This is a genomic window from Sphingomonas sp. CFBP 8765, assembly GCF_014841445.1.
Taxonomy (GTDB): Bacteria; Pseudomonadota; Alphaproteobacteria; order Sphingomonadales; family Sphingomonadaceae; genus Sphingomonas; species Sphingomonas aerolata.
This window is the reverse complement of the sequence record NZ_JACYTY010000003.1, coordinates 78,294-92,846: the sequence shown is the minus strand read 5'-3', so window position 1 is coordinate 92,846 and position 14,553 is coordinate 78,294. Positions and strand designations below refer to the sequence as shown.

The window sequence follows — 14,553 nt, the reverse complement described above, 5'->3', positions numbered from 1 at the left end:
CGCGCGGGATATAGGGTCAGGGATATAGGGCGGACGGGGCGGGCCTGTCACGGTCTATTCGGCCGCCATCTGGCGGGGCGGGGTAGGGCGGTCGGTGCCCATCGCCGCCGCGACCGCGCGTTCCAGGCCGCTCAGCGTGAAGGGTTTGCGCAACACCTCATGCTCGCCGAACTCGCTCGTCGCGGCCTCGCCCGCAAAGCCGGTGACGAACAGGATCGCGATGTCGGGGAACAGCGGCCGCAATGCCGCGATCATCTCGGGCCCCGTCTGCCGCGGCATCAGCACGTCGGAAATGATCAGGTCGATCGCGCCGTGACGCGCGAGCATCGCCGCCGCATGGGTCGGGTCGTCACAGGCGACCGGATGATGGCCAAGCTCCTCGAGCGCACCGATCGTCGCGGCGAGCACGCGGGGATCATCCTCAACCACCAGCACGTTCAGCCCCGTCGGCGCGACGGGCTGTACCGGCTCCGGCAGATCCGCAAACGGCAGAACGGGTTGCGGCTCGGTCGCGGGATCGCTGGTGTCGCGCGGCAGATAGAGTGTCACCGTCGTCCCTTCGCCGACCACGCTGGCGATCGCGATCTCGCCGCCCAGCTGCCGGACGAGGCCGAAGATCTGGCTGAGGCCAAGCCCGGTGCCCTTGCCGGTTTCCTTGGTGGTGAAGAACGGCTCGAACACGCGCTCGGCGACGTCCGGCGACATGCCGCTGCCATCGTCGGCGACCGTGATGGTGGCAAAGTCGCCGGCCGGGCAGTCGCCGATCGCGCCCGCGGCCAGCACCGCGGCGCCGGTGGTCACGATCATCGTGCCGCGGCCGTTCATCGCGTCGCGCGCGTTGACCGCAAGGTTGAGCACCGCATTTTCGAGCTGGACGCGATCCGCGCGGAGGCGCCAGCCCTCGGAGGCGTCGACGACGTGCAGCGTGATCGCATCGCCCAGCGTCCGGTCGAGCAGGTCGGACATGCCCTCGACCAGCCCTGCGACCCCCATCGTCTCGGGCTTCAGCGAATCCTCGCGGCTGAACGCGAGCAGCCGGCGGGTCAGCGCGGCGGCGCGGGTAGCGCCGTCGGTCGCGCTCTCGATGTGCCGCCGCGCGGTCGCCGGATCGCGCGCGATGTTGCGCAGCGCCAGTTCCAGCCCGCCCAGAATGACGGCGAGCATGTTGTTGAAATCATGCGCGATACCCCCGGTCAACCGGCCGACCGCGTCCATCTTCTGGACCTGGCGCAGCTTGGCGTCCTGCACGCGCAACTCGGCAGTCGCCTGTTCGACCGCGGCGGACAGTTCCTCGGCGCGGCTGCGTTCCATGTCCGCGTCCGCCTGCGCGACTGCCCGGTCGCTGACCGCGCGGATCGTGAACCAGCCCAGCCCGATCGCGCCGAGCACGATCAGCATCCCGAACACCGCGAGCACGCCCGCGATCGAGCTCGAGCGTTCGACCGATGCCATCGCCCGCGACGTCCGGTTGTCGAGCAGCGCCCGCTCGCGCGCGATGAGCCGGTCGAGCGTCCGGTTGATCGCGATGAGCGTCGGGGCGTTGCGGCCCTGGTAATAGCGCGCGAACGCCTGCGAATTCTTGCCGTAATTGGTGCTGAGCGCGGTCATCGACAGCTCGCGGCCGCGGTCCTCATAGGCCTGGCGCAGTTCGGCGATGTGGCCGCGTTGTTCGCCATTGTCGTAGGTCAGTCGCTCGAGCCGGTTGAGCTGCGTCCCGGCCAGGACCCATTCCTCGAAATAGAGCCGGCCCAGTTGCCGGTCGCCGCTGATCACATAGCGGCCGAGCGACGCTTCGGACCGGGCGATCGTGCTCGACAGCGTGCGAGCGAGGATCATCACGTCATAGCTGTGCGCCTGCAGCCGCAACGCGCTGTCGCGCTGGCGGTTCGCGCTGCTCAGCGTCGCGATGAGCCCGACCAGCACGGCGGCGCCCAGCAGCGCCATCACGATGAGCGTGATGGTCCGCCAGGTCGCACCGCCTCCAAGGGCTGCCGCGTCGGCCTCGTCCTGCGTCACCCCGCGACGATAGCGTGCGTATTGCTCCCGACGCAATGACAGCGGCCGGCTGCTAGCCGATCACGCCGACGGCGCGACCCGCGTCGCGGAACATGGAGAGGATCGTCTCGACCTGCGCGTCGGTATGTTCGGCGCACAGCGAACAACGCAGCAGGAACGTGCCCGCAGGCGTCGCCGGCGGGCGCGCCATGTTCACGTACAGCCCGCCCTCGAGCAGCGACTGCCAGATTGCGATCGCCTGTTCCTGGTCGGTCAGGATGATCGCGATGATCGCCGAATCCGACGTCTCGGTGCCGAGCTTGAAGCCCATCGCCTTGAGCCCCGCATGCATCGCCCGTGCATTCTTCCAGAGCTGCGCGCGCTTGTCATGCGCGGTCATGAGCTTGCGGATCGACGTCGCGGCAGTCGCGACGACCGAGGGGGGAAGCGATGCGGTGAAGATGTACGGGCGGCAGGCGAAGCGGACCATCTCGAACTTCGGATGGTTCGACACGACGAACCCGCCGACGGTGCCGACCGATTTCGAGAAGGTGCCGACGACGAAATCGACCTGGTCGGTCAGCCCCATCTCCTCGTACACGCCGCGGCCATTGGGGCCGAAAAAGCCCATCGAATGCGCCTCGTCGACCAGCACCATGCAACCATGCTTCTTGGCGACCGCAACCATCTCCTTCAGCGGGGCGATGTCGCCGAGCATCGAATAGACGCCTTCGAGCACCACCAGCTTGCCGGCCTCCTTCGGCAGGCGACCGAGCCGCTTGTCCAGATCGGCCACGTCGTTGTGGCGGAAGCGGACGATCTCGGCATTGCCCTGCTTGCAGCCGTCATAGATCGACGCATGGCTGTCCGCGTCGAGGATGACGTACTCGCCCTTGCCGGCGAGCGTCGAGATGATCCCGAGATTGGCCATGTAGCCGGTCGAGAACACGATCGCGCCGCTCATGTCGTAAAAGTCGCGCAGTGCCTGCTCGACGTCGATATGATCGTGGAACGTGCCGTTGAGCATCCGGCTGCCATTGGTGCCCGACCCGAATTTCTCGAGCGCGTCCTTGCCCGCCTGGATGACGTCGGGGTCGAACGTCATCCCCATATAGTTGTAGGTGCCGAGCAGGATCGTGTCCTTACCGCGGATCACCGCCTGGGTCGGCGACTTGACCTCGTCCATCACGATCGTGAACGGATTGCGCACGCCGGACTTCACCAGCGCCTCGCGTTCGGCGATCAGCCCGTCGAACTTGCTCATCAGATCGCGTTCGGGCGCGACCTCGGGGGGATCGACGGGGAGGGCGTGGGCGGTAGTGGCGGCTTCGGTCATCGTCATTCGGCCTTAAAAACTTCCGTTCGTCCTGAGTAGCGGCTGAGCGAAGCCGAAGACGCGTATCGAAGGGCAGGTGGTTCGATACGGGCCTTCGCCGCGCTCAGTCCCTACTCACCACGAACGGGATATTTTTGGTTAGTCCTGCTTCAGTTTGGCGACCGCATCGACCAGCTGGCCGACGGTCTCGATCTCGGCCTGCATGTTCATCGTGATGATGATGTCGAATTCATCCTCGATCGCGGCGACGAAATCCATGACGGTCAGGCTGTCCCATTCGAGATCGCCCTGGAAGGTCGTCGCATCGCTCAGCGCGACGCCCTTCTTGTTGAACGGCTCGATCTGCGCGGTGACGGTGTCGTAGATCTGCTGACGGTCGCTCATGCTCTTCCTTCCGGGTGTCGACGCAATCCTGACAGCGAATTGCGGCGGCTTTTCGGCGCTATAGCAGCCCCGCCGCGCGATACCACGCCGCGGTTTGCGCCAGCGCCTGCGGGGTCGGGACCGAGGGCGTCCAGAGCGTGGCCGGCGGCGGCGTGTGCGAGACCCAGTCGGGATGGCAGAAATAGCGGACCCGGTCGCGCGTCAGCTTGGCCTTGCCGCGCCGGACGAGACGGTCGGCGGCCGACGCCAGCGACAGGACGACACGCGGCATCGACAGCGGCCTCACCGATTTGCCGACCGCGACGCCGATCGCGCGCGCGAAGTCGCGATTGTCCCAGCCCTTGGGCGTACCGTCGTCGGGTTCCATGATCGCCGGTGCGACCGGGATCTCGGCCAGCGCGAGCAGCAGTGCGGTCAGGTCCTCGACATAGAGCAGCGAGACGCGCGTGCCGGCAGGGGGCATCGGCACATATCCCGATCGCGCCGCCTTGAACACGTCGAGCAGGTCGTGATCGCGCGGGCCGAAGATCGCGGGCGGGCGGACGATCGTCCAGTCGAGCCCCGACGCGGCAACGCACGTCTCCGCATCGGCCTTCGACCAGCCATAGTTGGAAAGCGCCGGCGCGCGCGCGGCGAGCGACGAGACCTGGACGAAGCGGCGGATCCCCGCCGACCGCGTCGCGTCGACGATCGCCTGGGTGCCCGCGATATTGCCCTCGGCAAAGCCCGCGCGATCGGCGGCATTGACCACGCCGGCGACGTGGATGACCACGTCCGCGCCCTCGACCAGCGTCGCGAGGCTCTTCGGGCGATCGAGCGCGCCTTCGATCCAGGTCACGCCGATGCGCTTGGCCTGTGGCTTGCGGGCAAGCGCGCGGATCGTGTGACCCGTCTCCAGCGCATGGTCGATCAGGTGGCTGCCGACGAACCCGGTGCCGCCGGTGATGGCCAGGATCATGACGGCTCGCTCCAGATCGACGTATGCGCGGCAGTCATACGAGCGCCAGATGATTGCGATGGACGAGCGCCGAGCGCGGCGCATAGCCGAGGATCGCAGCGTGATCGTCGCTGTGGCGGCCGAGCAGACGCGCGGTGTCCGCCGCGTCATATTCGGCGAGCCCGCGCGCAACGATTCCGGCCGGCCCCTCGATCGTCACCAGATCGCCACGCACGAAGCCCCCGTCGAGCCCCGTCGCGCCCGCGGCCAGCAGGCTGCGCCCCTGGCCGAGCGCGGCGGCGGCCCCCGCGTCGACACGGATCGTGCCCTTCGCGGTCAGCCCCCCCGCCAGCCAGGCTTTCCGCGCGGACGCGGTGCGTTCGGCGCTGAAGATCGTGTGGCGGGCAGGGGTGGAGAGCGGATGGTCGATCCGGCCCGAGGCGATCACGAGTAGAATGCCTGCCGCCGTGGCGATTCGCGCGGCGGCGATCTTCGATGCCATGCCGCCCGATCCCATGCCGGACCCCGACCCGTCGTCCGCCATCGCGGCGACCGTGTCGATCCGCGGGACATCGGCGATATGGGTGGCCGAAGGGTCGACATGCGGATTGGCGGTATAGAGCCCGTCGACGTCGGAGAGCAGGATCACCCCCTGCGCGCCCGCGGCCTGCGCGACCCGCGCGGCGAGCCGGTCATTGTCGCCGAAACGGATTTCGGCGGTCGCGACGCTGTCATTCTCGTTGATCACCGGCACGACCCCGAGCGACAGGAGCCGGTTGAGCGTCGCGGCGGCGTTGAGATAGCGGCGGCGGTCCTCGAGATCGTCGAGCGTCACCAGCATCTGCGCCGCGTTCAGACCCTGCGCGGCGAGCAGCTCGGCCCAGACCTGGCTCAGCGCGATCTGCCCGGTGGCGGCGGCGGCCTGCGCATCCTCGAGACTCGCGCGGCCGCCCTTGGCCAGGCCCAGTCGCCGCGCGCCGAGCGCGATCGCGCCGGACGACACGATCGCGACCTGCTGCCCTTCACGGGTCCGCGCGGCGATGTCGGCGACGAGCCCGGCGAGCCAGTCGCGCCGGACACTGCCGTCGGGATCGACAAGCAGTGCCGAACCGATCTTCACGATCAGGCGGGGACAGGAGGACGGCGGAAACATCATTGGTCGACCCCGTAGGTCCTCCCCGTAGGTCGTCATAGCCTGCAACACCCTATCGTCATTCCCGCGGCGGCGGGAACCCATATTGGCTGGCCTCACCACCGAATCGCATACCCCTGAGGCTATGGATCCCCGCCTGCGCGGGGATGACGATGGCGTACATGATCGGGCTACGGAGCGGTTTTGAACGCTACAGCGGCGACCATGCGACCGGCTCTTCGCCCTCCGCCAGGTCCTTCGGCGCGCCCGGCGCGGGGCCAATCTCGCCGATCAGCTTGTCGAGCACGGCCTCCACACCGGCACCACTCGCGCCGGACATCGCCATCACCTCGGCGCCACTGGCCTCGGCCAGTTCGGCCGACAGCGCCGCGATCAGCTCGGCGTCGAGCATGTCGGTCTTGTTCAGCGCGACGATCACCTTCTTGTCGGTCAGCCCCTCGCCGTAATTGGCCAGTTCGTCGCGGACGATCCGGTAGGATTCGCCGACATCCGCATCGTTCGCGTCGACCAGATGCAGCAGCACGCGGCACCGCTCGATGTGCCCCAGGAACCGATCACCAATGCCTGCGCCCTCGGCCGCACCCTGGATCAGCCCGGGAATGTCCGCGACCACGAATTCGCGCTGCTTGTGGCGGACCACGCCCAGCTGCGGCCGGGTGGTGGTGAAGGCATATTCGCCGACCTTGGCCTGCGCGTTCGTGACCTGGTTGATGAAGGTCGACTTGCCCGCATTCGGCAGGCCGACGAGACCCGCATCGGCGAGCAGCTTCAGTCGCAGCCAGACCCAGGCCTCGCCGAACGGCCAGCCGGTGCCGTGCTGGCGCGGGGCGCGGTTGGTCGACGTCTTGTAGCTGGCGTTGCCACGGCCGCCATCGCCGCCGCGGAACAGCACTTCGCGCTGGCCGACTTGCGTGAAGTCGATCAGCACCTCTTCCTTGTCCTCCGACAGCACCTGCGTGCCGAGCGGAACGCGGATCACGAGGTCCTCGCCGCCCGCGCCGGTGCGGTTCGAGCCCGACCCGCCCGAGCCGCGCGGGGCACGGAAATGCTGTGTGTAGCGAAAGTCGATCAGCGTGTTCAGGCCGGCGATGCATTCGAACACGATGTCGCCGCCCTTGCCGCCATTGCCGCCATCGGGGCCGCCATATTCGATGAATTTCTCGCGGCGGAAGCTGACGGCACCGGGGCCGCCCTCACCCGAACGTACGTAGATCTTGGCTTGGTCTAGAAAATGCATCGCCGCCCCATAGCGAAATTGGCGAAAATCGCCAGCCTCTGCGACTCGGGCCCTGGTCGGCGTTGCTCAGGCCGACGGGCAGGCGGCGGCGTCCTTGCTCGCGAGCAGCGCGTCGAGCGCGAGTTCGCGCGCCCTGGTCGCGGGCAGGCCGAGCGCGCGGGCCATCGGCGCGCCCATCAACGCGTCGCCCAGCGCCATCAGGACCAGCGTCAGCGTCTGGTCCTGGATCGGCTGGTCGCCGGGCATGTCGCCCTCGGCAAGTTCGTCGACCAGATCGTGGATCGCGGTGAGAATCGGGTCGAGCGCGTCGGTGTTGCCCGACAGGATCATCCAGCTCGCCAGCGCGCCCGCGCCGCCCTTGCCGAATGCGTCGAAGGTCATCTCGACCACCTCGCGCGGATCCAGCTCGCCCGCGCGGACACGCAGCACCGCGGCACCGATCGTGCCGACGATGTCCGCCGCCATCCGCGTGATCAGCGCGGTCTGCAGCGCCTCGGCCGAGCCGAAATGGTGGAGCAGATTGGCGTGCGTCCGCCCGATCCGGCCTGCAACCGCCTTCAACGTGACCGCGCCGGGACCGCTTTCGATCAGGAGCGCGCGCGCGGCCTCGACTGCGGCATCACGCGATTCGGTCGGGGATAGGCGCTTGCGGGGTGTTGACGTCACGAAATGAAAAACCTACTTACAACTGTGTCAGTAATGACGATCTGTCTCTGTTTGGAGGTTTCCGTGGCGAAAGCAACCACACCCGTCGATCTGACGATCACGCCGCGCGATCGTCGTTTTGGCCGGGGCGCGCCGATTCGCCGGTGGTGGCTGAACGACGATCCGATCGCGACGGCCTTTTACAACGCCTTGTCGGTCACCTTCCCCAAGGGCGAGGGCTATTTCGTCGACAGCGTTCGCCGGTTTCGCGACGGTACGCCGCCCAAGCTGACCGCCGAGATCAATGCGTTCATCAAGCAGGAGGTGATCCACACCCGCGAGCATGTCGCGTTCAACCGGCACGTCACCGACCAGGGGTATGACGTCGCGCCGTTGATCGCCGATGTCGACGCCGCGCTCGCACTGACCAAGGGGCGCCCGCCGATCGCGAGCCTCGCCGCGACGACCGCGCTCGAGCATTTCACCGCGATGCTCGCGCATGAACTGATCGCGAACCCCCGGCACCTCGCCGGCGGTGACCAGCAGGCGGCGGCGCTGTGGCAATGGCACGCCGCCGAGGAGATCGAGCATAAGGGCGTCGCCTATGACACCTGGCTGCACGCGACGCGCGACTGGCCGCGGTTCACGCGCTGGCGGGTCAAGTCGCTGGTGATGCTGATCACCACGTGGCGCTTCTTCACGGGGCGGGCGCGCGGCATGACCGAATTGCTGCGGCAGGACGGGCTGACGGGCCCGCGGATCTGGGCGCGGATGGCATGGTATGCGTTCGGCAACCCGGGCATGGCGCGCAAGATAGCGGGCGTGTGGGCCGCCTATTTCCTGCCCGGTTTCCATCCCTGGAAACACGACGACCGCGCGTTGATCGCGCTGGCCGAAAGTGATTATGAGGCGGCGGTGCTGCCGGTCGAGAAGCGGGCGGTGGCCACAGCCTGAGTTACGGTTGCGGCCTTTCCTATCCCTGGTCCTCCCGCGAAGTATGTGCGGCGAATACGTCGCCCAGCATTCCACCCCGGCGGAGGCCGGGGCCCAGTTGGAAAGGTCGTAGTAGCGACACGATGACCGTAGTCAGCGACGTTCCCCAACTGGGCCCCGGCCTTCGCCGGGGTGGTGCAATTTCAAGGCCGGGATGCGCGAATCACGCCGCCATCGGCATCGGCGCACATCGGTCCTCATCGAGCACCAACTCGAACAGCACGGCCTGAGCCTCGCCGCCACGCCCGCGCGACGCCCGAGGCTCGACCCGCCCGGTCGGCCGGAAGCCAAGCTTGGCCAGGACGCGGCCGGACGCGGGATTGTCGACGAAATGGAACGCCTCGAGCCGCCGGAGCCCGAGCGCATGGCGGGCGATCGCGATCACCGCTTCGCCCGCCTCGGTCGCATAGCCGCGTCCCCAGGCATCGGGCGTCACCCAATAGCCGAGCTCATGGCCGTACCCGTCCGGCGATGCATGGATATCGATGCCGCCAACTAGTCGCGGCGCGCCGGGGTCGAGCGCGTCGATCAGGAAGCGCGGCTGATGCTCGCCGCGCGGCTGCGCCAGAAAGGCCGCCGCGTCGCCGAGTGAATAGGGCCAGGGTGCCCGCGTCAGCTTCGCGATCACGGCTTCGTGCCCGATCGCCTGCGTCAGCGCGGGCGCATCCTCGGGCCAGCCGGGCCGCAAGGTCAGTCTCTTCGTGCGCGCGAACATTGCTCTCTTCCTCTCGCGTCGTCGGCTGCGCGCATGCCACGTCAGGATGACGGGACGGCGACAGCCAAGGGGAGGGAGCAATAAAAAAGGGAGCCGGGGTGACCCGTCTCCCTTGTTCAGGTTCGCTTTCGCGACCCGGGTCACCCTGGTGGGCAACCCGGATGGTTACCCGATGTTATTCGGCTGCAACTGCCATGTCGGCGGCATCATTCGCTGCCAGCTCGACCGAGCAGAACTTGCGACCAAGTTTGCCCTGGCTGAACACGACGCGGCCATCGACCAGCGCGAACAGCGTATGGTCCGTGCCGATGCCGACATTGGTGCCCGGATAGAACTTCGTCCCGCGCTGGCGCACGAGGATGTTGCCGGCAACGCATGCCTGGCCACCGAACTTCTTCACGCCGAGACGACGACCGGCTGAATCGCGACCGTTGCGCGAAGAGCCGCCTGCTTTCTTATGTGCCATCTGAAGCTACTCCTTATGCCTGAGCGGCCGGGGCGTCAGCCTCGGTCTGCTTGGCGGTCTGGCCGCCGACGGACACGATCTTCAGGATCGTGTGCTGCTGGCGATGGCCGTTCTTGCGACGATAGTTGTGACGACGACGCTTCTTGAAGACGATGACCTTGTCCGCCTTCGCCTGAGCGATGATCTCTGCAGCGACGGTGAAACCCTCGACCGAGCGCAGTTCCGAGCCTTCGCCCGCCAACAGCACATCACCCAGCGTCACCGACGCACCTGCATCGCCCTCGATCTTTTCGACGACGATCTTATCTCCGGCGGCGACGCGATACTGCTTGCCGCCCGTGCGCACGACTGCGAACATGGCCCTTGTCACTTTCCAAATACATGTGCCCCACGAACGCAGGGTCCGCCGGGAGAAGCCGGGGAGCTAAGCGAGGGGCGTGACGATGTCAACCAAGAAGGGCCATTGCGGGGGGCTAAAACATCGCGGGCTCTGGCCGGAGCCGCGTCAGGGCGCCGCTCCCGGCAGGCGATCAGTGCCGGTGGACGGCGCGCAGCGTGTAGCGACCATCGGCAAAGTCGGTGAACAATCCGGCGATGCCCGGATGGTCGACCGGCTCGTCGCCCGCGTCGGATACCAGATTCTGCTGGCTGACATAGGCGACGTAGCTCGACTCGCGATTCTCGGCGAGTAGATGATAGAAAGGCTGGTCCTTCTTCGGCCGCATCTGTTCGGGGATCGCCTCGTACCATTCATCGGTATTGGCGAAGACAGGATCCACGTCGAACACGACCCCGCGGAAATCGAACAGGCGGTGCCGGACGATGTCGCCGATCGAGAAATTCGCATGGACGATCGGCGGGGCGACGACCTCGACCGACGCCGCCGGTGCCGGCTCGGACGAGAGGGCATCGGACGCGGCGATGTCGGGGGTGGCGGGGTCGATGGGGATGTCGTGGCGGGGCATGGCGACAATTTAAGCGCTGTTTCGCGACGCACAAGCCGGGCCGCTCGTGATTGCAAAAACCCTCTTGCACTGCGGCAAGGTCTGATTTAGAGGCCCGCCCTCGACCGATCGGAGGCGCTGCTTGCAGCACTTCGGATGACCTTGCGGAGAGGTGGCAGAGTGGTCGAACGTACCGCACTCGAAATGCGGCGTACCCGCGAGGGTACCGTGGGTTCGAATCCCACCCTCTCCGCCATTTACCTTGCGCCATGTGGATCAAAGAGATCCCTGGCCCCCGCGCCGGGGCCGCGCACCTCTCTATAGCTATCGTCCGATGACCCGCTGCTGTGGACAGCGCATTCATGTGCTCAGAGCAGTAGGCGCGGGACGACAGTCGGGGAGGGGGTGCGTTGTCTCCCATGCCCGTCCCGGCCAAGGCCCCCTCCAGATCGAGACCGCGATGCGTACGTTCCTTCTGAACATCCTGCTGGCGGCCGGGCTGGTGGCCCTGGCGGTCCTTTCGCGGTTCATGCTGCTCGATACCTATTCCCGCTGGCAGATCGCGGCGTTCTGGCTGCTGGCGGCGCTGCTCGAATGGGGCGTCAAACCGCGGATCGGTCTGAAAGCACGCTGGCTGACCGCGCTCGCGACCGCGATCGCGACGACGCTGGCGATCCTCGCCGTGCGCTGGCACGTCGAAGGGCTGTGCCCGCACACCTGGCCGCAATGCGCGTCCTATCCGTTCTGGCGTGTCGTCCTGCACCTGATCCAGCGCGCATAGACCGGACGTGCGCCCCGGTATCGCCAAAGCAACGCCGGAAGCGTGGCCCGACGGCAACAAGTCCCGATAAAGTACAGGGATCGCGGATAGACCCGCAATTTTTCGTGGAGAAATTCTTCTGTATCCGCCTAGGCGTTGAATTGCTTGAACTCGCCTGTGTGCTGGCTCGGCGTGAACCGCATCGACGGCGCTCGTAAGCAATGCTGCATTGCCCAGTGGCGTCGCCAGTCCGGTTTCATCATTCGTTCAATATACCGGGCGGCACGTCATGAAGATTGCTTTCTTTCTTTCGAACTATCCCGTTCTTTCGGAAACGTTCGTCGTTCGTCAGATCAGGGGTATGATCGACCTCGGGCATCAGGTTACGATCATTACCGGCCAGCATGATCTTTCTGTCGATGATCCACTATCCGGTGCCGCGCGTATCGTCTCCGTTCGCGCGAATACAGGAGGCTCATCGCCGATCGCGCATTTGCTGAAAAAGTCGGCTCGACTTCTGCTTGGCGCGCAATCCGGCAAGAGCCGACGGCGAATTCGCGCAGGACTTACTGGCTTGCGCGATGGAATTGTCGCGCCGATCGTCGATATTCTCAGTGTCGGCGAACAGGGACTTGGTCATTTCGATGCCATCATCGCGCATTTCGGTCCCGCGGGCGTGCGGGCCATGTATCTGCGCGATGCCGGTCTGATCTCGGGCCCGATCGCCACAGTCTTTCATGGTCTTGACGTGACCGAGCATAGTCTCGTCAAAAAATTCCTGCCGCATTACCGCCGCCTCTTCACCCAGACCGAATCACTGCTTCCGATCAGCGAGTTGTGGAAGAAGAAGCTGATCGGCTGGGGTGCTGACCCGGCGATGATCACGGTTCACCGGATGGGGGTCGACGTCAGCGACTTTCCGATGCCGCAGCCACGCCGCGGCGCTGCCGGGCCATTGCGGCTGCTGACGACGGCGCGCTTCGTCCAGAAAAAGGGGCTGATCTACGCGATCAATGCCATGTGCGCGGCGCCGGGCGACTCGCATCTGTCGATCATCGGCTACGGGCCGCTGGAGAAGGAACTGCGCGAGGCTGCTGCGGCCTGTCCTGCGCGCGTGACGTTCCTCGGCAAGATCCCGCACCGCGAGGTGCTTGCGGAACTCAAGCGGTCCGACGTGTTCCTGCTGCCGTCCGTCGTCGCCGACAATGGCGACATGGAAGGCATTCCCGTGTCGCTGATGGAGGCCATGGCGCTCGGCGTCATCACCGTCTCCACCTGGCATAGCGGCATCCCGGAACTCATCGACGACGGCGTCGAGGGCTTTCTGGTCGAGGAGCGCAATGCCGGACAGATCGCCGACATCATAACGACAATCGAATCGGGGGAGGTGGATCTGGCGAGCATGCGGGTGGCGGCACGCGCCAAGATCGAGCGCGAATTCGACAATCGGGAGCTCGATACCAGACTCGAGCAGATTGCGTTCGCGCTCGCCGGCATCGTTCCGGCGACGGAGCCGGTGCGCGTGGCGGAAGCGGTGTCCTGATGCTCATCTGCTGGCATCGCCTCGGCGAATGGCGCGTTGTTTCAGTGGATGAGGCCGGTGGCGAGACTTGGGTGCGGCAATGCAAGAAGTGCGCATACTCCCAATCGCGCTTTTCCTTCGGGAGACGGCCGCACCAGCGGTGATGCCGCCGTCCCGAAATTGGGTATCGTAAGTCCGATTTTATCCTGCCCGGCCACAACCGCGCGGGGTCAGCGGCCGAGCAGGCGGTCGAGATAGGCGTCCTTGTGCTTGGGGCCGAAACTGCCCTTTTTCGGCTCGATCTTGAACAGATACCGCTCGTTCCAGGCCGCGCCACCGCCCCACCAGGTCACGCCGACGACCGTATCGGCATTGGTTTTGAGATAGGCGATCGCCGCTGCGCCTGCCGCCTCGCAGCTCGGCGGTATCGCCCCAGCGCGTCCGAACGCCGATTCGGTGATGATCCCCTTCAACCCGCGCGCCCGCAGCTCGGACGCGAAATTGTCATAGCCCGGCGTCCCCGTGCAGCTCGGCTGGGTTCCGCTCGACCCCTTGTCGAAATAGCGGTGCCCGTTGATGATGGTTAGGCCTAGCGGATCCTTCAGCCCGCCCGCGCGGTCGAGGGCGACCAGCGCGCTTTCGGACGGCTTGGCGGCGTCCTCGCGCTTGCGCAGCCGGAAGGTGGCGGACGACCCGGGATATTCCGGCGCGATGACATTGCGGATCCCCGCAGCGCGCAGGCCCGCGATGATCTGGTTGGTATCGCGCGCCCATTGATCCCAGTCGTTGGTCAGCACCGGATCGTCGAAATGCCTCGGCTCGTTCATCGGGTCGATGATGATCCGGTCGGATCGCGGCATGCTCGCCATCAGCGACGTCCAGAACGCGACCTGTTCGGATACCGATGGCCAGCTATAGTCGTGACGATCGAGCACGACATAGGCACCGCGGTCGAGCGCAGCCCGCGTCGCTGCCACCAATTTCCTGCGGATCGCGGGGTCCGCCATCTGCGGTCCCTTGAACGGCAGGCGGACCATCGTGAACCCCTTGTCGAGATAGGCGCGGACCGACGCCGGCGTCGGGCAGAGCGTACCGTCGGCGACAAAGCTGCACCCGGCAATGTTCACACCGAAGACGGGGCCCCTGATACGGACGTTGGTGCTCGCGCTGGATCTGACGGGCGCGTTTGCTTTTTGGGGTGCGGGGGGCGGCTGCATGCGCTGCGGGGAGGGCGCGGCCGAGGCCGGACAGCCCAGTCCGGCGGCGGCGATGGCAAGGCCGACAAGGCCGGCGGCGATCGATGGTCGGGTCATGACATGTACCTGGCGAATAAGGGTGAAAGCGAATCGGTCGCGCTTCGGATCCGCCTCCCTATCATCGAATGTCGGGATGCCTGGCGTCGATCAGGGGCCGGGGTCTGACGCCGCGAGGGCCGCGTTATCGCGGGGAAGTGTCCCTGGATAGAG

The 14,553-nt window shown here is 66.4% G+C and carries 15 protein-coding genes and 1 tRNA gene; 4 read left to right on the top strand and 12 right to left on the bottom strand.

Annotated features, from left to right (window positions below; all coding sequences use genetic code 11):
• Positions 1 to 54: 54 nt before the first annotated feature.
• From IFT87_RS08970 to IFT87_RS08940, 7 genes are all read right to left on the bottom strand, one after another.
• A complete protein-coding gene (locus tag IFT87_RS08970; protein WP_192008503.1) occupies positions 55 to 1,944 on the bottom strand; it encodes an ATP-binding protein in 1,890 nt (629 codons plus the stop codon).
• 124 nt (positions 1,945 to 2,068) lie between these two features.
• Positions 2,069 to 3,331 carry a serine palmitoyltransferase gene (gene spt, locus IFT87_RS08965; RefSeq protein WP_031394131.1) on the bottom strand — a complete coding sequence of 421 codons (1,263 nt, stop codon included), beginning with the start codon at positions 3,329 to 3,331 and terminating at the stop codon, positions 2,069 to 2,071.
• A 138-nt stretch (positions 3,332 to 3,469) separates the two neighbouring features.
• Positions 3,470 to 3,715 (bottom strand): acyl carrier protein, encoded by a 246-nt coding sequence (locus IFT87_RS08960; protein WP_037527622.1) that lies wholly within the window; start codon positions 3,713 to 3,715, stop codon positions 3,470 to 3,472.
• A gap of 58 nt (positions 3,716 to 3,773) precedes the next feature.
• Positions 3,774 to 4,673 carry an NAD-dependent epimerase/dehydratase family protein gene (locus IFT87_RS08955; protein ID WP_192008250.1) on the bottom strand — a complete coding sequence of 300 codons (900 nt, stop codon included), beginning with the start codon at positions 4,671 to 4,673 and terminating at the stop codon, positions 3,774 to 3,776.
• A 34-nt stretch (positions 4,674 to 4,707) separates the two neighbouring features.
• Positions 4,708 to 5,808, bottom strand: coding sequence for a glutamate 5-kinase (gene proB / locus IFT87_RS08950; RefSeq protein ID WP_192008249.1), 1,101 nt, complete (start codon positions 5,806 to 5,808; stop codon positions 4,708 to 4,710).
• Between the two features lie 187 nt (positions 5,809 to 5,995).
• Positions 5,996 to 7,042: a GTPase ObgE gene (gene obgE / locus IFT87_RS08945; protein ID WP_037529084.1), complete on the bottom strand. Its 1,047-nt coding sequence runs from the start codon at positions 7,040 to 7,042 to the stop codon at positions 5,996 to 5,998.
• Between the two features lie 66 nt (positions 7,043 to 7,108).
• Positions 7,109 to 7,708 (bottom strand): TetR family transcriptional regulator, encoded by a 600-nt coding sequence (locus tag IFT87_RS08940; protein ID WP_192008247.1) that lies wholly within the window; start codon positions 7,706 to 7,708, stop codon positions 7,109 to 7,111.
• Between the two features lie 33 nt (positions 7,709 to 7,741).
• Between IFT87_RS08940 and IFT87_RS08935 the strand changes: the two genes are divergently transcribed.
• Entirely contained in the window at positions 7,742 to 8,641 is a 900-nt protein-coding gene (locus IFT87_RS08935; RefSeq protein ID WP_042467462.1) for a metal-dependent hydrolase, read from the top strand.
• A gap of 202 nt (positions 8,642 to 8,843) precedes the next feature.
• Here IFT87_RS08935 and IFT87_RS08930 read toward each other — a convergent pair whose 3' ends face one another.
• The 4 genes from IFT87_RS08930 to hspQ all read right to left on the bottom strand — a co-directional run bounded on the left by IFT87_RS08930 (position 8,844) and on the right by hspQ (position 10,826).
• Positions 8,844 to 9,395: a GNAT family N-acetyltransferase gene (locus IFT87_RS08930; protein WP_183936251.1), complete on the bottom strand. Its 552-nt coding sequence runs from the start codon at positions 9,393 to 9,395 to the stop codon at positions 8,844 to 8,846.
• A 175-nt stretch (positions 9,396 to 9,570) separates the two neighbouring features.
• A complete protein-coding gene (gene rpmA / locus IFT87_RS08925; RefSeq protein WP_031393730.1) occupies positions 9,571 to 9,861 on the bottom strand; it encodes a 50S ribosomal protein L27 in 291 nt (96 codons plus the stop codon).
• A gap of 13 nt (positions 9,862 to 9,874) precedes the next feature.
• Complete coding sequence (gene rplU / locus IFT87_RS08920) at positions 9,875 to 10,219, bottom strand: 50S ribosomal protein L21 (protein ID WP_031393729.1); 345 nt, start codon at positions 10,217 to 10,219, stop codon at positions 9,875 to 9,877.
• Between the two features lie 172 nt (positions 10,220 to 10,391).
• Entirely contained in the window at positions 10,392 to 10,826 is a 435-nt protein-coding gene (gene hspQ / locus IFT87_RS20695; RefSeq protein ID WP_084215082.1) for a heat shock protein HspQ, read from the bottom strand.
• Between the two features lie 145 nt (positions 10,827 to 10,971).
• Between hspQ and IFT87_RS08910 the strand changes: the two genes are divergently transcribed.
• The 3 genes from IFT87_RS08910 to IFT87_RS08900 all read left to right on the top strand — a co-directional run bounded on the left by IFT87_RS08910 (position 10,972) and on the right by IFT87_RS08900 (position 13,108).
• Positions 10,972 to 11,061, top strand: a tRNA-Ser gene (locus IFT87_RS08910).
• 204 nt (positions 11,062 to 11,265) lie between these two features.
• Entirely contained in the window at positions 11,266 to 11,586 is a 321-nt protein-coding gene (locus tag IFT87_RS08905) for a hypothetical protein (RefSeq protein WP_037529079.1), read from the top strand.
• A 268-nt stretch (positions 11,587 to 11,854) separates the two neighbouring features.
• Positions 11,855 to 13,108: a glycosyltransferase gene (locus tag IFT87_RS08900; protein WP_192008246.1), complete on the top strand. Its 1,254-nt coding sequence runs from the start codon at positions 11,855 to 11,857 to the stop codon at positions 13,106 to 13,108.
• A 209-nt stretch (positions 13,109 to 13,317) separates the two neighbouring features.
• Here the strand turns inward: IFT87_RS08900 and IFT87_RS08895 are convergent, their stop codons facing one another.
• A complete protein-coding gene (locus IFT87_RS08895) occupies positions 13,318 to 14,400 on the bottom strand; it encodes a cellulase family glycosylhydrolase (RefSeq protein WP_084215080.1) in 1,083 nt (360 codons plus the stop codon).
• Positions 14,401 to 14,553 lie beyond the last annotated feature (153 nt).